Annotated in this window: 18 protein-coding genes (1 of these 18 only partly in view); 2 read left to right on the top strand and 16 right to left on the bottom strand. The window is 42.4% G+C overall.

Annotated elements, in window-relative coordinates:
• Positions 1 to 6: 6 nt before the first annotated feature.
• Together B151_RS0114655 and B151_RS0114650 are read right to left on the bottom strand one after the other, a co-directional pair.
• On the bottom strand, positions 7 to 591 hold the full coding sequence (locus B151_RS0114655) for a hypothetical protein (RefSeq protein WP_020404401.1): 585 nt from the start codon (positions 589 to 591) through the stop codon (positions 7 to 9).
• A complete protein-coding gene (locus B151_RS0114650; protein WP_020404400.1) occupies positions 591 to 2,693 on the bottom strand; it encodes a BatA domain-containing protein in 2,103 nt (700 codons plus the stop codon). Before B151_RS0114650 ends, B151_RS0114655 begins: the two co-directional genes overlap by 1 nt.
• A gap of 102 nt (positions 2,694 to 2,795) precedes the next feature.
• Here B151_RS0114650 and B151_RS0114645 point away from each other — a divergent pair, with 102 nt between their 5' ends.
• Complete coding sequence (locus tag B151_RS0114645; RefSeq protein ID WP_020404399.1) at positions 2,796 to 5,432, top strand: hypothetical protein; 2,637 nt, start codon at positions 2,796 to 2,798, stop codon at positions 5,430 to 5,432.
• Between the two features lie 76 nt (positions 5,433 to 5,508).
• Here the strand turns inward: B151_RS0114645 and B151_RS0114640 are convergent, their stop codons facing one another.
• The 11 genes from B151_RS0114640 to B151_RS0114590 all read right to left on the bottom strand — a co-directional run bounded on the left by B151_RS0114640 (position 5,509) and on the right by B151_RS0114590 (position 14,219).
• On the bottom strand, positions 5,509 to 6,408 hold the full coding sequence (locus B151_RS0114640; RefSeq protein WP_020404398.1) for a TIGR01777 family oxidoreductase: 900 nt from the start codon (positions 6,406 to 6,408) through the stop codon (positions 5,509 to 5,511).
• 70 nt (positions 6,409 to 6,478) lie between these two features.
• Entirely contained in the window at positions 6,479 to 7,510 is a 1,032-nt protein-coding gene (locus tag B151_RS0114635; protein ID WP_020404397.1) for a dipeptide epimerase, read from the bottom strand.
• The gene (locus B151_RS0114630) at positions 7,497 to 8,318 is read right to left on the bottom strand and encodes a phosphatidate cytidylyltransferase (RefSeq protein ID WP_020404396.1); all 822 of its coding nucleotides are present in this window, start codon (positions 8,316 to 8,318) and stop codon (positions 7,497 to 7,499) included. The genes B151_RS0114635 and B151_RS0114630 overlap by 14 nt, the downstream gene beginning before the upstream one ends.
• 3 nt (positions 8,319 to 8,321) lie before the next feature.
• On the bottom strand, positions 8,322 to 8,612 hold the full coding sequence (locus B151_RS0114625) for a putative signal transducing protein (RefSeq protein ID WP_020404395.1): 291 nt from the start codon (positions 8,610 to 8,612) through the stop codon (positions 8,322 to 8,324).
• Entirely contained in the window at positions 8,609 to 9,562 is a 954-nt protein-coding gene (locus B151_RS0114620) for a CPBP family intramembrane glutamic endopeptidase (RefSeq protein ID WP_020404394.1), read from the bottom strand. The genes B151_RS0114625 and B151_RS0114620 overlap by 4 nt, the downstream gene beginning before the upstream one ends.
• A gap of 10 nt (positions 9,563 to 9,572) precedes the next feature.
• Positions 9,573 to 10,115, bottom strand: coding sequence for a DUF4199 family protein (locus tag B151_RS0114615; protein WP_020404393.1), 543 nt, complete (start codon positions 10,113 to 10,115; stop codon positions 9,573 to 9,575).
• Between the two features lie 3 nt (positions 10,116 to 10,118).
• Entirely contained in the window at positions 10,119 to 10,586 is a 468-nt protein-coding gene (locus B151_RS19710; RefSeq protein WP_020404392.1) for a DUF2085 domain-containing protein, read from the bottom strand.
• 6 nt (positions 10,587 to 10,592) lie between these two features.
• A complete protein-coding gene (locus tag B151_RS0114605) occupies positions 10,593 to 11,030 on the bottom strand; it encodes an acyl-CoA thioesterase (RefSeq protein WP_051069758.1) in 438 nt (145 codons plus the stop codon).
• A gap of 4 nt (positions 11,031 to 11,034) precedes the next feature.
• The gene (locus B151_RS0114600; RefSeq protein WP_020404390.1) at positions 11,035 to 11,991 is read right to left on the bottom strand and encodes an acetyl-CoA carboxylase carboxyltransferase subunit alpha; all 957 of its coding nucleotides are present in this window, start codon (positions 11,989 to 11,991) and stop codon (positions 11,035 to 11,037) included.
• Between the two features lie 69 nt (positions 11,992 to 12,060).
• Entirely contained in the window at positions 12,061 to 12,789 is a 729-nt protein-coding gene (locus B151_RS0114595) for a polyprenol monophosphomannose synthase (protein WP_020404389.1), read from the bottom strand.
• A gap of 2 nt (positions 12,790 to 12,791) precedes the next feature.
• On the bottom strand, positions 12,792 to 14,219 hold the full coding sequence (locus tag B151_RS0114590) for a sugar transferase (RefSeq protein WP_020404388.1): 1,428 nt from the start codon (positions 14,217 to 14,219) through the stop codon (positions 12,792 to 12,794).
• Between the two features lie 93 nt (positions 14,220 to 14,312).
• On the opposite strand from B151_RS0114590, the gene tgt reads away from it, so the two are divergent.
• Positions 14,313 to 15,419, top strand: coding sequence for a tRNA guanosine(34) transglycosylase Tgt (gene tgt / locus B151_RS0114585; protein ID WP_020404387.1), 1,107 nt, complete (start codon positions 14,313 to 14,315; stop codon positions 15,417 to 15,419).
• On the opposite strand, the gene B151_RS19705 is transcribed toward tgt, so the two are convergent.
• The 3 genes in view from B151_RS19705 to porZ are tightly spaced (at most 3 nt apart) and all read right to left on the bottom strand, a layout consistent with a single transcriptional unit that may run on beyond the window.
• Positions 15,416 to 17,509 (bottom strand): glycosyltransferase, encoded by a 2,094-nt coding sequence (locus B151_RS19705; RefSeq protein ID WP_020404386.1) that lies wholly within the window; start codon positions 17,507 to 17,509, stop codon positions 15,416 to 15,418. The two genes, tgt and B151_RS19705, sit on opposite strands and share 4 nt — an antisense overlap.
• A complete protein-coding gene (locus B151_RS0114575; protein ID WP_020404385.1) occupies positions 17,510 to 18,151 on the bottom strand; it encodes a glycosyltransferase family 2 protein in 642 nt (213 codons plus the stop codon). It abuts the gene before it with no gap.
• Positions 18,152 to 18,154: 3 nt separating this feature from the next.
• Positions 18,155 to 18,618, bottom strand: the 3' end of a protein-coding gene (porZ, locus tag B151_RS0114570) for a type IX secretion system anionic LPS delivery protein PorZ (protein WP_020404384.1). It continues 1,861 nt past the right edge of the window; the window shows 464 of its 2,325 coding nt (coding positions 1,862-2,325); its start codon lies off the right edge, out of view; it ends in the stop codon at positions 18,155 to 18,157.

Raw genomic sequence — 18,618 nt, 5'->3', positions numbered from 1 at the left:
TCTTAATTAATCTTCTTGAATTCTCTTGAGGTCGATATCGGGGAGCGATTGCCCTTTTATGTCATTATCGAGCTTTAAAGATACAATTTTTTTCACTGCTTTATATTTGCTCTGTGGTACAAATAATTTCACCTGCTTAAATCCTTCTGTCAGGCTTTTGTCCATTTCGGAATAGTTAAACAAATATTCTACCCCATTTGGTTTCGAATATTCCACATAATCTAAAATTTGAAACCAGGGTATCGTTTGGGAAGGTTCATTTATGTTCTTTACAATACCATGATCGGTGATATAGTATTTGGAAGCAAGGTAACTTGAAATGAACCACATACTCCCTATCCACAGGTATGCCCATAAAACAGGATATCGCCCGGTATCTTCATGCAAGAAAACAAAAATCGACAATACACCTACCAACCCCAAAAATACGGTTGCAAACAATGGGTATCCACCCAGCTTCCCTGCGCGCCAGCTTAGGCGGACATTCCTGAGCCGCAGCTTATTCTGATAGGAATACACCGCAAGCAGGGTTGATGCCACCGTAAACACCAAAATAACCACTCTAAAAAATATAGATAGTATTTCTTCCATTAGCTTACTGTTTCCGCTTTATACCACATGGAAACCATGGTTTCTGCCACTAAAAATAATAAGCCGGCCAACATAAACCAGCTCCAAATTTCTTTTCCGAACCCGGTTGCCATAATTTCACCGGCCAGATCTTCCTGGTTAATTTCTGCTGTATTGATCCAGTTAATGTCTGCTTCACCCATGGCATTCTCCAAACTTTCTTCATCGGTTTCAGTGAAAACCGATTCTTCAAATCGCAGATTGGCTGACAGTACATAGCTGTTGTTCTCGTCTTTCAGCGTTACCCAGCCGGGGCTCCATTCAAAAGCTGGATATCGAATTCGAATGCCCGCAGGTACAACTTCCGTGGTGGGTTTTATCACATCACTTTCGGTTTCGATAACGACATTTTCAGCATCGATATTTCCCTGCCAGCTAAATGAATTCCCTAATGTATGATTGGCAAACCCTCCTTGATCCGACGAAGCTGCATAAAGTAACAGACGATAATAAAATGGAGCAAAAAGCGGTTTAACCGCAAAGTTGGTCCAGCCCGGATCATTCCCAAACGATGAAAGTATCAGTGTTCCCTGTCCTACCCTCTTTTCATGAACGGCTACATCTCCGTTGTTCATTGTTAACAGATCGAAACTGGTGCCCGAGCCTCCGGTCAATAATTTGTAATAATAGAATATATCAGGATTGGTGAACCGAAGTTCTTCATTCTGTTCCCGTTCAAATAATCCCGAAAAAGCCGGATGATCTTCCAAGATCTTATCGGCTTTGGCTACAGATCTGAAGGAAGCATACTCTCCCTGCAGTCCTCCAAAGCGCCCTACATTAAACTCCGATAAAAACGCATTATAGTTATTTAAAACACCCTGCTCAGAAGGGAAAAATAAGATGCCTCCGCCATTTTGGGCAAAATCCTGAAGGGATGAAAAACTGTATTTCGGCACTTCATTGATGCCATCCAAAATCACCGCATCATAGTTAGACAGGTTTTCAGTTTCCAAGATTTCAGGTGATGCTTCTTTATAATTCATTTGTGCATCATTTTCTCCGGCGGCACGCAGCATAGCCCCGGTGTAGGAGACAAACTCCTGAGAATGATCTTGCCCTCTAATCCAAAGGATATCCCGCTTCTCTGGCACCTGAACCGTAAAGAAATATTCATTATCAGGTTGAAACTCATCTCCTTCTACAAAAATCTTTCCTTTTGCTGAACCGGTTTGGGAAGGAGATATCTCAAAACTGAAGGTCTTTCGTTCGTTGGCCTGAAGAGAAACCGAATATTGCCCGGCATTTTGACCTTCAAACTCCAGTGACACAAATTGATTAGCAGCCGGAACCTCACTTTCATTGGCAAGTTCTACATTCAGGGTAAATGGGATATTCACCCCCAGCATATTGGTACTCGTACTTACATTTGAAACTACGGTATTTTGAACATCCACCGCTCCAACATCTATCACCGTAAAACTAAGTCCCTCCATTTCCGGATCAGCCAACGGTTGCAGTTGACTTTGCTGTCCATCTGTGATCAAAAAAACATTTTTCACCTCATAAGGAGCTTCCTCAAGCGTCTGCACAAGCCCCTTCATCCTACTTGAAATAAAATTACCTGCAGAAACAGCCTCTACTTCATCAACAGATCTTCGAAAATTTGCAGTATTCAAAATATTGGAAATACCGGCTTCTCCATTGGTTAACTGAAGCAAAAACCGGTCTTCATCTTTGGATGATTCTGCTAACTTCAAAGCCAGCTCTTTTGCCTGATCGATAAGAGGCCCCTTTGTACCAATCCGGGACATGCTGATACTATTATCCAACAACACTGCGTTGAGGGCAGGAGCCTGGGCATTTCCTCCTCCTGAGAATGAGGGAGGCAGAAAAGGCCGGGCCAAAACCAGCGCTAAACAAACAATAGCCGCTAAGCGAAGCAGCAGCAACAAAAATCGTTTTACGCGAATTCTTCGAATGGTCGTATTCTTGAGCTCCTTAAAAAATGCAAGTGTAGAAAAAGACACTTTTTGAGGACGCCTTAAATTCAAAAGATGGATCAACAGCGGTAATCCAACTGCTGCCAGTGCAAATAAAAAAAGTGGGTTCAGAAAACTCATTTAGCGCTCAAAAATGTTACCTTTATTTTTTTAACCGGAACTTTATTGATTACCGGAAATTAGTCAATATAAACTGATACCTAAAACTGATACTTTCATTAGATGCAACGTATTGTCCAACTGTTCATTATCTATACGCTCATCCTTATTATAACCGGTTGTTCATCGGGTTCTGATACCAATTGGGTCAACCTGATTCCTCAAAATACTTCTCTGATTTTGGTGCCCGGGCAAGGGGTCAATGTTCAGGATCTTCCGGCCAAAGAATATGCTTCTTATCTTGATGACCTTACCGGTTCATCCATACAGCAGATCTCAGGTTTGGATGTTGAAATTGAGAATCGGTTCCAATTAAAAGCCCTGGCATTATATCCGGCTACCTCCGTTGAATCAAGTTTCCTGTGGATTGCTGATGCCCCGGCCAAAGACCTTGAACAGTGGGCCAGCCGCTTTTATGAACCCTTCACTCAAAATAACTACGAATTTAGAGGACATACCATTCATAAACTCTTTTTTAATAAAGACGAGATCTATGCAGCCCAAACCGGGCGATGGTTATTACTGTCCGAATCGAGCCTGGTGATAGAAAATGCCTTGCGTACTTTTGAAGGACAGGAACCGGCCATTCAGCTATCCGGTGTTCCCCAACCCGGTTCTTTGATTGTGAATACTCCGGAGTTGCACGCATGGGTGCAACAATTTGCAGAAGTGACCTACCGTCCCTCTATTCTTGACAAGTTTGAAGGAACACAGCCTCTTACTTTTTCTTTTACGCAAGAATCTGATTCTACCCATAACGTTGAGCTAACGGCACGACTTCCACTTTCCAATGAAAAAACTTCTCCCTTGGTGGATGCGATCTCTTATCAAAACAAACCCCTGATGCTGGACCGGCATATTGCTTCCAATGCAGCAGCATTTGCCATACTTCGCTTGCCGCCCCTGTCTGTCCCCGCAAAACCGGCCGGCGATTTCATCACGCCACTCGACTCTCTGTTCCAGCAAAACATGGAGGTCTATCAAAACCTTGCCAATACATTGGATGATGAATTTGCTTACGAATCTTTTCCTGAATCCGGCTTATTGACTACGGGAGAGTACTTATTTTTGCGAAAACTTCGTGACCGCGGCTCTTTTCAACAGCAACTGAATGAACTGGCCAATCAGGGTTACCTTAAAAGAGTTGACGGTTCCTACCAAGCCAGCAGTTCCATTCTGGGACAGTTAATAGGCTCTGAGCTTAGTACTCTGCGGGATTTTTACATTGGCTTTTCAAATGATGTGGCCGTTATATCAAAAAGAAAAGGTCTGACGGAAAGCGTTAATTCAGATCGAATTCGCCGTCGGGTTATTTATTATGAGGATTCTTATGCGGATATCCGTAATTCCATGCCTGAAGAGATCAGCGGTTTTTTCTGGGGAGATTCAGACCGTTTCATGCGTTTTCTAAATCCTTTCCTTAAAGATGGAAATGCAGCCGAAGCACTTTTTCGTCGCTTCGACATTACCACACTAATTATGCAAAGTCAGGATAACTACGTTGACCTTACGCTAAAAACCTACTCAAAAGAAGGATCGGTTCAACCCTATGAAGAATTATGGGTCGTTCCTCTTTCCAATTCTGACTTAACCGGAACTCCGGTTATGGGCAACATGGTAGGCAGTTCGGCAGATGAAGTCATCTTTTCAACCGAAGAAGGAAACGTTTATGTTCTTGCTGCAGATGGTACCACTGCGATGCAAGCATCCACGGGAGGCGCCACACCAATCGGAGGGCCGCAATTGTATGATTGGTATGGAAATGGATCAAACATCATCTTTGTAGCCGCCGGCTCTAAAATTTACGCCTGGAATGAGGGCGGTGAATTACTACCTCAATTCCCGATTGATGTAGGCGTTCAGATTACCGCACCGATTCTCGTTCAGGACGTATTGAGAAATGGAGTTCCAGAAATTGTTGTAGCTACGGAAGACCGAAAAGTGCATGTACTCAATGCACGGGGTGAAAATGTTCGCGGATGGCCCAAGAACACCAATGCCTTGGTAACAACACAGCCGGTATTTGAGATATTGGAAGGCACCTGGAGTGTATGGGCCTATTCCGAAAATACACTTCACAGTTGGTTGAGAAATGGAAACAGTCGTCCCGGTTATCCTCAGTTCGTAAATGCCCGATTCACATCATCTCCCACCATATTTGAAAACCAAGTATTAGGCAGCGCCGCCGATGGCTACCTCTATTCTGTAGGAACCGAGCCATTTTTTATAGATTCTCTGGCCACAGTCATCTCTTCCGACTCACTGACCATTCATTCCCTATATGTTTCAAATAGTGAGCTTAGTTCTGTAGCCATACAGGAAAATGTGCTTCTTAAGGATTCAACCGATTTTTACCGTGAAGATTTATTAGCAACTCAAAGTAGCAACGGCTCTCTTTTTCTGTACAACAAAGACGGCAAGCTGAGATTTACTCAAAGTTTAGGACAGCCCGGTTCTGCCACATTTGCCCCCGGACTGTACGATCTTAATGCTGATCTCAATATGGAATTGGTGGCACTGGCCGATTTTGGAAGGCTTTATGCCTGGGAGGTTTTAACCGGCCAAAGATTGTATGACATTCCGACTTCGGGAATGAAATTTCCTGTTATTACTGACTTAAATGGAGATGGCCAAAAAGAACTGATCGCTCAAACAAGAGAAGGGTTACGTGCCTGGACGATTAACAGGGAGCGGAATTAGGGTTTGTTAGTTGCAAGGTTTTAGAGGCAAGGTTCAAGTTTCTAACACCTAACACCTTGTCCCTTGCACTTAAAAACTACCCAATAATATCTGCGAGGGCTTCTTCGAGTTCTTCAAATTGAAACTCAAAACCGTAAACTTGTAATTTCTTGGGCTGCATTCGTATGCTGTCGGTTACCGGTTTGGCGGATTCTCCTAAAGCAATTTTCAGTGCAAACTCTGGCACTTTAAAGATGGAGGGACGATTCATCACATTTCCAAGGGTTTCGGTAAACTCGCTCATGGTTGCCGGATTTGGAGCACACACATTGTAAGCTCCGGAAATTTCTTCATGCTCAATAGGAAAGATGAGCGCTCTGCATAAATCGCTTCGGTGAATCCAGCTCATATACTGATCACCGGAACCAACCGGTCCGCCCACAAAAAACCGAAACGGGGTAAGCATTTTTTCCAGTGCTCCGCCGCCCTCTTCCAATACAATTCCGATCCTTGGATTGGCCACTCTAACTCCGAGTTCTTCGGCTTTTTGGGATTCTGCTTCCCAGTTTTTGCAAACGTTCGCTAAAAAATCATCCCCTTCTGAAGCCGACTCATCCAAAATTTTATCTCCCTGATCTCCATAAACCCCGGATGCCGAAGCCGAGATAAAAACTGCCGGCCGATTTTCTGCCGTGCGCATGGCTTCAACCAAAGTTCGTGTACTTTCTACCCGGCTGTTCATGATTCGTTTTTTGACTGAGTCGGTCCAGCGCTGACCAAACAAACTTTCGCCCGCCAGATTAATGACTGCATCCACTTCATTCATGTGCACAGAAAGGTCATCATCCCAGCTCACAAACTGCTGATTCTTCGCAGATTCATTTTCGTACTTGGCAGGATTGCGCGTCACGATCACCAGATTATGGCCTCGTTTCAAAAGCAACATCCTCAGCTCTTCACCAATAAATCCGGTTCCCCCGGTGATCAGAATATTCATGTTTTCAGAATTTATTCACTTTATATGATGAACCATTTATCGGGGAGTAAGCATTCATTCTTTTTAGATCTCAATGAATGCTATCTATGCCTAATCCTGATCCCTCTGATAATAAAAGGCAGCCTTTATCATTCAGCTTCAATCCCGAAAACGGATCATTCGAAATCAACAAATGCCCGTCCAGATCGGCGTAATCTGCTTCGAGAGCTAATAATGCACCCGCGGCATTTGCGAGAGAACTTTCGATCATACAGCCTATCATTACCTGAAGCCCCAGTTCTTTTGCTTTTGAGATCACCTTTCGCGCTTTCATTAAGCTGCCGATCTTCATCAACTTTATATTGATGACATGAAAGGCCTCCGATATATCTTCTAAATTTTCATTCCCGGTAAAACTTTCATCAGCAGCTAACGGCAAAGGTGACCATTTCTTTAACTCCTTCATCATCTCAAATTCTGAGGCAGGCATTGGTTGCTCGATCAGCTCTATGTTTTGAGTTGCTAAAAACTCGATTTCCCGCTTCGCCTGTGCTACTGTTTTCCAGCCTTCGTTGGCATCAACCCGAAGAGGTTTGTCAGTCACTTCCCGAATGGCTTCAATGATCTCTCTGTCCTGATCCGTGCCCAATTTGATTTTGTAAACGGGGTATTGTTCAGCCTCTTTCACTTTTTCCTGCATCACTTTGGGTGTATCGATGCCGATGGTATATGAAGTTTGAGGGCCTGCTGAAGATTCAAATCCCCACAACTTCCAAAGCGGTTGATTTTGCGATTTTGCCCACCAATCGAGCCAGGTCATTTCTACTGCAGCTTTTGCAGCATATACCACAGGCCCTTCTATCTCTGCCAGTTTAAGCGGGAGGTCTTCCGGCTTTTGTATCTCTCCCAAAAGCTCATCAGACAGTTTTTCGAAATAGTTTATGACAGTCTGCTGAGATTCCTGATACCGTGCATTGGGACTTGCTTCTCCGTATCCTGTAATTCCGTTTTTGGTGATTTTCAGGAAAACAACAGGCACTTCCGAACGACTGCTTCTTGAAATGGTAAATACGTTTTTCAGTTTTAGGGAAAAAGCTTCCCAGGTGATCTCAAAATGAGGCATATCCTAATTTTTGGATGAATTGTAAATACACATAAACGGCCGGTGCTGCAAGAAGGAGCGCATCAAAACGATCAAAAAAACCTCCATGTCCCGGAAGAATGGAGGAAGAATCTTTCACCCCAGCCTTTCGCTTTATCTTACTTTCGATAAGATCTCCGATGGGCCCGAATGTCCCTACCATCAGTATAAGTGGCAAGGCAGCGGTTAGGGAAAAGCCGGAGGTAACAGGGACTGCATAAATGGCGATTACCAGCCCTACAAAGCAACCCACGTATCCGCTGAGGAATCCTTCCCAGGTTTTATTGGGACTTATGGCAGGAGCAAGCTTTCGTTTTCCGAACGATTTTCCGCCAAAATAGGCGAATACATCTCCACCCCAGATCATCAACATAGTGGCGATGGTGAGTAAAAACCCGACCTGGTCGCTGCCGGTTTCCCGGATAAGCATCAAGCAAAGAATGCCAACCGGAGCATATAAACCGGCAAAAAAAGTAGTTGTGAGTTTCGAGATGCTGTCTTCGGCTGTATCAAACGTTTGAATGGCGATAAAAAGGATAAGAATGATAAGCCCGATTTCTAATGCATAAGGAATAAATGGGAATAACATCACCCAAAGGCCAATAGTGTAAGGAAAATAGGGATCAGCAGGCACTTTGGATGAGGCCATCAGGCGAATCATTTCTTGCTGAATAATAAAGCCTATAAAGATCATGATGCCTTTAAAATACCATCCGCCTAACCAGGTAATGGCGATAAAAAGGATGGCTGCAGGAACGGCAAATAAAATACGTTTTGCTAATTCACTCAAAACTCACTCCTCTTCACTGAATCCGGAATTCAGGTCCCGGCTCGACTCTTCCAGATCTGAAAGAGCCTTCCTGGCCTTTTTCTCAAATTCTACCGGTACGTATAAGTACACCATCGCCATTTCTCCCACATTCAAGCTATAAGCCCGGTCTCGTTTAGACAGAATATTGGAAGGAATTTTAAGATTCGATAAATAATTTTTAGCCATCTCAACTTCAATGTCCGTATTACTTTCCAGTACACAAACCCAGTTTTCAATGTCGTTTGGTTTTGGTGAATTAGAGAAAAAGCTCATACAGAAGTGGTTGTATCGGGTTTCAATGTCTTTAAAAAGTAGAGCAGCGCTACGGTGGCTGTTATACTTAAGAAAACTAATAAAAACGGAATATCCATATCCGGACTTATTTGCTGATCCAGCATTTCAGGGTAGAAATCACTGGCGATCACCTGTCCCCCATTATTAATAAAATGAGCTACCATAGCCGGAATCAGGCTGTCTGAGATATACGTCAGATAAGCCAGAAATATGCCTAATGTGGCCAATGGTAAAAAATTTGATAATTGAAGATGGTAGGCTCCAAAAATAGCTCCTGATATTAAAATCGCGGCTGTTATGCCCCAGCTTTTTTCGAACGCACGCTGTACATACCCTCTGTACATGATCTCCTCACATATCGCAGGCACCACGCCAATATGAAATACGCCCAACATCAAAGCATTATCAGATTTTAGAAAATTTGATATCATCTGAGCCATCGTCTCCTGCATCTCTGCCATGAATTCGGGCACCGGAATAAATGAATTCAACCAACCTAAAAATAATATGGTAGGCTGCGCTACAATGAACAATACTGCTCCAATCGCAGTTACTTTCCAGGTATTTTCACTTATCTGAAGCCTTAAGAACTGTTTTCTGCGGCCTTTTACGGCATGTAATTTTACGACCAGCAGAGTGGCCAGTGCCATAATTAAAACCTGTCCGGATGAATTTGCCAGAAACAGAATATCAAAATTACCGGATAACTCATCCATTATGGTTTGTGGGTCCAGAACATCTGCCGTTGCAAATATTCCGATGACTCCCACAATTGCCCCCACTACATTAAAGGCAACCAGAGCAAAGAAGACCCAACCAACAGCCACAGCCCAATGGGCAAAACCGTTACGTTCTACCCATGGGAGTGGTTTAGGTTCTTCAAAAATTTGTGAGTTGTCTTTTTGAGAGGAGGGAATTTCTTGGTCCATTAATTATAGCTTACTCTTCGGATGCAAATACTTTTGCCCCAATTAGTCCTGATATCACGTTCACAATGCCAAGTCCGATAAAAGAATAGAGGGCACGCATCCAGATGGTTCCGGCTCCTTGCTCTTCCATACTTGCAATAGCTTGTTCTTTGGCTTCAGCCGGCATTTGCATGGCTTCGAAGTTTTGGATGTTCCAATCAATGAGAGCTTCTTCAAAACCAGGATCGATGAAATTCCATATTTCGCCGATCAAAACTGAAAATACGGTAGCCAGTGCACCAACCATTAAACCAATTAATGCACCTTTTCCGATCTTGTAGGTTATATCAAAAGTCTTGGCGTAATGCCAGTTAGCATACAAACCTCCAAGTGCACCGATCAGACACCCCAGGGTTGAAAAGAGTTGAGCAGAACTAAATAACGAGCCAGATGGCTCTGATCCTAAGGTCATGTATCCGCCGATCAACGTGAATATTGATACCACAATTGCTGTTAGAAGCGAGGCTAAAATTACTGAATTCCAATAACTGGGCGTTGTTTGTTCATTTTCCATTTGTCACACCGATTTTTTTATTGTGAAAAATTCATCTGTAAGCAGGAAGGCTACGGTAATTCCCAAAATACCTCCCAATATTAACCGGGAGGATAACGTATTCGTCCAAAAACCTAAATAGTTTCCTGTTACATCAACTAAATTTAATATAATAGCAGCAATTAACCATTTCTTTTCTTGTTGGGAATTTATGTCCTGAACTATTTTAAATAAAGGAAGTAAGATCCACCCAATCATGAATAAACCGTAAATACCCAAACACCGTGAACAAACAGCCATCTGTACACCTGCAAGCTGAAATGAACGAGCCGGATCCTGATGGCATATCCTATCAAAAACTTGATACTGCCAGGCATTAAAGATTTCTCCGCTTCCGAATAAGCCCGGCCCCAAAGCAATGACCATCAAAGTAATGCTACTCCCCAAAATAACTGCATATAGCAGCCGATTATGAAAAAGCAGCTTTCCCATACTTTTCTATGTCTGAAGCTTTTGTTGTATTGCTTCTAAAAAAGAAGCCGGAGCCCTGCGTGGTTTTCGGGTTTCCTCATCAACAAAACATAGGGAAACCTCGCCATATACGTGTACGTAATCGGATGAAGCGGTCGTTACTTCATAAAAAGTTTGCAATCGCACGGTTGGTTCTTCAAATACCATCACTTTGATGAACATTTCATCGTCATAAAGAACCGGTATTTTATAATCTACTTCTGAGTGAACCACAGGAAGCATTATGCCCGACTCTTCCAGCTCCCGATACGAAAATCCGAGTGCACGGATCATCTCCGTTCGGGCCACTTCAAAGTATTCGAGGTAACGTCCGTAGTACACATATCCCATACGGTCTGTTTCGGAATAACGACTACGCAGAGTATGAGTGTATTCTATAATCGGAGAACTCTTGGGAAATTCCACCTTTTTATTTCACCGTTTCCCATTCACCCATGGATGCATATTTCTCGATGCGTTGTTCGATGAGCTTTTCAGGTTTTACTTTTTTGAGTTTTTTAAGGCTCTTAAGAATCTGGGATTTCACCGCCTCTGCTGCCGCATCATGATCTCTATGCGCACCACCAAGGGGTTCACTTATCACACCGTCGATCACTTTAAGTTTTTTCAGGTCGGGAGCAGTTAATTTTAGAACGGCGGCAGCTTGTTCTTTGTAGTCCCATGTTTTCCAAAGGATGGATGAGCATGATTCCGGAGAAATCACGGAATACCATGTATTTTCCATCATGTACACTTCATTACCCATGCCAATTCCAATAGCACCGCCACTGGCTCCTTCTCCAATCACAATAGTAATGATGGGCACTTTTAACATAGCCATCATCTTTAGGTTTTTGGCGATTGCTTCTGCCTGTCCCCGTTCTTCTGCTTCCAGCCCCGGATAAGCACCGGGAGTGTCTAAAAGGGTGATAACGGGTATATCGAATTTTTCGGCCAGTTTCATAAGCCGATGAGCTTTACGATAGCCTTCAGGATTGGCCATTCCAAATCTGCGATATTGTCTTTGTTGGGTATCACGCCCTTTCTGATGGCCGATGATCATTACGGTTTGGCCATCAACTTCAGCCAAGCCTCCTACGATAGCTTTATCGTCAGAATGATAGCGATCTCCATGTAGCTCTACAAAGTTTTCCGTCATTTTATAGATGTAATCCAAAGTATAAGGACGATCCGGATGACGAGCGAGCTGCACCCGCTGCCAACGGGTAAGGTTGGAGAAGATATTTTCGCGTAGTTTATCTACACGGTTTCTCAGGCTTTCAATTTCCTTATCAAGTACGCCATCACTTACATTAGAAAGATTTTTAAGCTCTTTGATCTTACTTTCCAATTCGGCAATGGGTTGTTCAAAATCTAAATATTGCATAACTGCTATTAGTTTAACTCTGTGCTAAATATACATAAACTTAGGTTGAAGTGAGGAGAAAGGTTCCACTCAAAGTACACCGAATATACTTCTGAATTTGAGTGCCCAAACTCTCCAGATCGCTTCTCTCACAATTGCTTTAGACATTTTTGATACACCTTCCTCTCTTTCACGAAATACAATAGACACTTCTTTTAATTTAAAACCGGCTTTCCAGGCTCTAAAGTGAAGTTCGATCTGAAAAGCGTAACCATTAGACTTGATCCTGTCTATGGAAATGGCTTCAAGTACTTCCCGCCTGATACATTTAAATCCGGCCGTAGTGTCGAAGATAGGCAAGCCGGTAATAGTTCTTGCATAAATATTGGCTCCGTAGGAAAGGATCAATCGGCTTAATGGCCAATTAATGATACTGATCCCATTTGCATAGCGCGATCCAACCGCCACATCAGCTTCACCTGCTTTGACGGCATCAATAAGTCGGTCAGCATCATCCGGATCATGTGAAAAATCAGCATCCATTTCACAAACAAATTTATATCCTTTATCTAATGCATATTGAAAACCTCGCACATATGCTGTTCCAAGTCCTAATTTCCCTTCCCTTTCGATCAACGCGATTCGATCCTGATACTCCTTTTGGGCATCTTTCACTTTATCAGCTGTTCCGTCCGGGGATCCGTCATCGATGATAAGCACATCCACTCTATTTCTCAGCTTCATTAACCGCTCGATCAAACGCACAATATTATGCGATTCATTATATGTAGGCACAATGATAATAGTATCCGCCGACATTGTTATTGTCCCTTTCCTTTAATTATTGTGATTATGGTATTTATCAGGATCTTAGCATCCATCCTCAGTGAGGCGTTTTCAATATAAAAGAGGTCAAATTTTGTCTTCTCTTTTACATCGTCAAGCGAGGTGTCATATTTCCATTTTACCTGAGCCCATCCTGTTATTCCCGGGCGCACCCTTAACCTTCGGGTATAAAGTGGAATTTGTTTACTGAATTGTTCCACAAAATGAGGACGTTCGGGACGAGGGCCCACTAAACTCATATCCCCTTTGAGTACATTGATCAGCTGTGGAATTTCGTCTATACGAAGCTTTCTCAGCCAATAACCGAGCTTTGTTACCCGCGGATCATCTTTCTTTGCCCAAGTAGGACCGCTATGCTTTTCAGCATTATTCAACATAGTGCGAAATTTATAGATCGTAAACATCTTACCGTTACGACCAACCCTTTTTTGCTTATAAATAGCCGGACCGGGAGAGGTAAGACGAATAGCAATTCCAATGATGATCAAAAAGGGAAAAGTAAGAATCAGAAATAACAGGGAGACTAAAATATCAAAAACACGCTTAATGGTCTTTTCCCAAAGCGGCATAGGTTCAGGGGAAATTTCCACCAATGGAAGCCCGAAGATCTGGTTGGTTTTACTGAGGCCACTCACCAATTGGTAAAAGTCAGGTAATAATTTAAGTGAAACTTCCGGGGTGTCGACTTTTGAGATCACATCCACAAGGTCCTTTCTGCGGTCGGGCTCCAGTGCTACCAATATCTCCTGGACTTTATGCTCTTCCATAATTTGCTTGATATCCGCGAGCTTGCCAATCACCTCTTCTTCCTTTACTCCGTGAATTGGGTCAGGCATACGCCCATTAACCTGTATAAATCCCAGCACTTGCATCCCGAGGGTTTTATTTCTGTTCAGGTCCTCATAGGCAGCTCTTGCTGTTTGTCCGGTTCCTATTATAACGGCACGATGTAACCCTTTACCTCGTTGAGCATAGTATTTTTGAATGGTTCGTACTATAAATCTATTTATCGCAAGTAAAACGAAGATCGTCGCCCAATAGGCAACAATAATTGAGCGTTGCTCACTAATGGAGATATTCTCATTTACATTTATGATGAAATATAGAATGAGGACCCCAAGTAAACTCGCTTTCAGTACTTTCAGAAATTCATCAAGACGGGACACGAGATAAAGTTTTTTATAAGATCCCATGACCACGAATACGGCAAGCCAATAGAAACTCATTACAATACCACCGGTAATGAAATTCAGGTTGAAATCCTGAATGAGTATATTCATTGTGTTGGGATAGAAGGAATGAAATACAAACCAACTTGCCAGTATGATCAAAAAATCTAACACACTGGTAAAAATTACTTCCCTATATCTTTTTAACTTTAGCACAGTAACTTGTAAGGCCATTTTAAATTAAGATTGCCAAAATAAGCAATTTTATAAAGGCTGCATAACTTCAAAATTTTAAATTTCGTCCATTTGTATTCTCTAAAACGTACGGTGTCAACAACTAAGGCAAGACTTGGTGAACTTAAAACTGATCACGGAACCATAGAAACCCCCATATTCATGCCCGTGGGTACGCTTGGCACGGTAAAGGCAGTTTCCCAGGATATGCTGAAGCAGAAGGTTAAAGCCCAGATCATACTTGGAAATACCTACCATCTTTATTTGCGGCCGGGATGTGATATCATAAAAAAAGCCGGGGGATTACATTCGTTCATGAAGTGGGACCGTCCCATTCTTACCGATTCAGGCGGATATCAGATCTTTTCCCTTTCAGACAACAGGGAATTGGATGAAGAAGGAGCTCACTTCAAAAGCCATATAGATGGCTCCAAACATTCCTTTACCCCGGAAAATGTAGTTGAAATACAACGAATTCTCGGTTCTGACATTATGATGCTGCTGGATGAATGCCCTCCATATCCCAGTTCGTACGAATACGCAAAAAATTCTATGGAACTTACCCACCGCTGGGCAAAACGGGGGCGCAAAGCTTTCCTTGAAACAGAACCCCTTTATGGACACAAACAAGCTCAATTCGGGATTGTACAGGGTGGGACATATAAAGATCTTCGTATCGAATCCTCAAAATTTATGGCCGATCAGGATTTTGAGGGTATTGCTATTGGAGGACTGAGTGTGGGAGAACCCATCGAGATGATGTATGAATTCACGGATTTAAACACTGATTATCTGCCTAAGGATAAAGCACGATACCTGATGGGCGTTGGAACACCTGCAAATTTGCTGGAAGGAGTAGCCCGGGGCGTGGATATGTTCGACTGCGTGATGCCTACGCGTAACGCCCGTAACGGCACCATCTTTACACGCAACGGCCGGGTAAATATCCGCAATGCCCAATGGAAAAAACATCATGATTTCCTCGATCCCGATTTCCCTTCCGAACTATGCAGCAAATACACTATGTCCTATATCCATCACCTTTTTAGAAACGACGAGATTTTCGGTCTCATACTCGCATCGGTACATAACCTAACATTCTACTTATGGCTAATGGAAGAAGTTAGGCAACACATTGCAAACGATACATTTGGAGAATGGTACCCCGGCATGGTTAAGCAACTGGAGCAACGTATTTAATCTTGTTCTTGGTTTACTTTCAGGGACGCAATTTGATCCAATGGGTAAGGCCCGTTAAAAATCATCTTGATCAGGATATCAAGATCCATCCACAGCGAATAATTTTGAAGATAATACAGCTCAAAACTTTCTTCATCATCCGGATGAGCAATACGGTGTTCACTTATTTGAACCAAGCCTGTAATTCCCTTTTTTACAGGATCATTATGGTCCATAACCGCTTTGTGAAGTGGGGCACCAACTAAACTCAGTTTACCGGTTAAAACATAGAGCAATATTCTAAAACGGTTTTTCCAGGCATGTTCCTTTATACCTTTATACAGCTTTATATTTTCTACCCAGACCCATTCTTTTTTAGCAAACACCAGGGAAGGAAATACAAAGACCCCAATTAAGATTGTTAAAGGCATACTTATTCCAATATCCAGAACGCGTTTAATGAACCGGTTATAAGGCTTGGAGTAGTCAAACTCTACTTCCACCAGTGGAATGGCTTCAAGATATTCCACATTGGATTTTCCAAGAATGAAATCCATGGAATCCGGGATAAGTTTGAAGATCACATCTTGCTTCTGGAGGTTGGAAATTTCTTTGAGCATCTGTTTATAGCTGATCGAATTCAATGCAAAAAAAACCTGGTCAATGCTATAAGCCCGTACCAGATCCTTCAATTGTGCAAGTTCGCCTAAATAGGATACTGAATCAGTCTTTTGTCCCGTCGGACTCACATACCCTACAACTTCATAACTCCAATCCGGCCTGGAATGTATTTTATTGGTAATGTTTTGGGTCTGATCAATATTCCCTACAATCAAAACCCGTGAACTTCTGATCTTTCCACGTGGAGCTTCTCCTGAGTTTCGGGAATTCAATTTCGCCACTCTATAAACTAAGGTCAGAACTAAGCCGATCACAAAACTGACCGCGAAAATGAGGCGGGAAAAGGCTAATTCCCTCGCAAAAAATGTAATCAGGATAAGAGCACTATAAGCTACAAAAACAGCCTTAAGGTGGGCCGAGATAGAATTCAGATTTCTCTTATACAGCCCGAAAATTCCTGCTGCCACAAAATAAAGCCCGCTAAAAAGTAAGTTAATCCAAAGGAAATTCAGGTTATCCGGCTGCAATATAACCGTCATATCAAAATTAAATCGGATAGCAAAGCCTAACAAAAGAGCAATATTGAGCAATAGCAGGTCCATGATTACTGTTCCCGCCTGTTTTACCCTGCTTCCAATAAATGAAAACAAGGTTCGTAACAAAATGGCAATATAGATCAGCACCTTAAACAGAAAGCTGTACCTTGAGCTGTATTGCTTATCAAAAAACTGGTACAATGCTTTATTAAAGAGTCGAATATATTTCAGATCTCCTTTTTTGGTGCTTTCCCCTTTGTAATGAATTATAGATGTATCCGGTACATAGTCGATATGATAGCCTGTTTTCTGAATACGATAGCAAAGGTCAATATCCTCTCCATACATAAAAAAACGCTCATCAAATCCTCCGAGTTTTTGAAGTACTTCCGTTCTCCAGAACATGAAAGAGCCGGATAAAACCGGGACCTTAGATGGCTCATCTTCTCCCAACCAACTCAGATAGTATTTCCCGAAAAGCTTACTTTTTGGAAATAGTGAATTCAATCCAAACACCTTACAAGCAGCCGACCAAATAGTAGGTACCGACCTTCGTGATTCAGGAGCAAAGGTTCCATCCGGATTTAAGATCTTACATCCACAAGCTCCACATTCTTCATGCTTTTCCATGTGATCAAAAAGAGTGGTGAGTGTATCCTCGCTGACTAACGTATCGGGATTAATGATCAGAGTATATTGTCCCTTAGCCTGACTTATCGCCTGGTTGTTGGCCTTCCCGAATCCGATATTCTCATCATTCTGAATGTAATGTACGTTGGGGAAACGCTTTTTTAGGTAAGAAACTGAATTATCCCCAGAGGCATTATCCACCACAAAAATTTCGAGCGACAAACCGTCAGAACTGCGCTCCAGAGAATTCAAGAGATTAGCGATATACTCTTTTACCTTATAATTGACGATTACAACAGATATGTCGATTTTAGAAGTTGTCATCTATAAGCCCAGCTTGTTAAGAAAAAAATCGAGCTTTCCTTTTAATCCAAGTCCATACCCAAAACGATCTGCAGTCCCTCTCCAATGGTGGTGAATGTAATCAGAGATCGGAAATGGTTCTAATTTTAGTCCTTTTTTATGTGCCTCTTTAAAATTATGAATGGTTGGCTGTCCGTGATGAATAAATGGTGGTAATTCAGCATAGTACTTACGCTTAAGAAATAGATAAGGAGTTAAAATCACCTCAATGCCATCTTCATTCTTGAAGCCCCTTTCATTTACCGTTATCACTTCACCAACGGCATAAACTCCGTTATTCTGTGCAATATCCTGCATTTGTTCCAAAAAGCCCTTCTTGTGGGTTTCGGTATCACTATCCAAAAAGAACACAAACTTTGAAGAAATGTAATTCTTAAGAATCAGGTCCATGGCGGGACCGTGGTAGATATTTTTCTCTAAAGTGAGAGATTTAGTGTGAGGAAGTTCCCCCTCCAACTTATCAATCAAGGAAGGGGAATAGTCTTTTGATCCATTGTCTACCAATAAAAGAGGCTGTTCCGGGTATACATTCCTAAACGAACGTGCTGCCACTTCAAGCAGGTCCGGCGTTTGATAGTTTATTATTACGGTTGTGATATCCATTTATCAGCGTACGATCACCACTTTCCCCATTCCTGTTTGCCTGCTGTCATCTTCATAAGCTATTATAAAATAGACTCCGGTACCCAGCTCATTGCCATTATAACCCAAACCGTCCCACTTAATGCTGCCTCCCCGTGCCTCAATTTCCTGAACTACGGATCCATCTACACCTACTATTTTAAGCGTGGTTTCCTCACTTAAACCTTCGATCACAATTCCTGAGTTTTCTGTATAGGAAAATGGATTTGGGAATACCTTCAGCGTATTCATTTCTTGAACGGGAGCTTTAGAAATACCTTGATAGCTTATTAAACCTACATCGGTGGCAATGAAAACTTCTCCGGTCATATCATTGATAGCAATCGAGATAATATTATTGGAATAAAGCGGGCTATTTTCTGTGGTGAACCGATCAATGATTCGGCTTCCTTCCGCATTTAGTACCCAAATACCCTGATTTACACTTC

Source organism: Gracilimonas tropica DSM 19535 (assembly GCF_000375425.1).
GTDB classification, from domain to species: Bacteria; Bacteroidota; Rhodothermia; order Balneolales; family Balneolaceae; genus Gracilimonas; species Gracilimonas tropica.
Note: the sequence above shows the minus strand (reverse complement) of the source record. Positions and strands in the feature narration are given on the sequence as shown.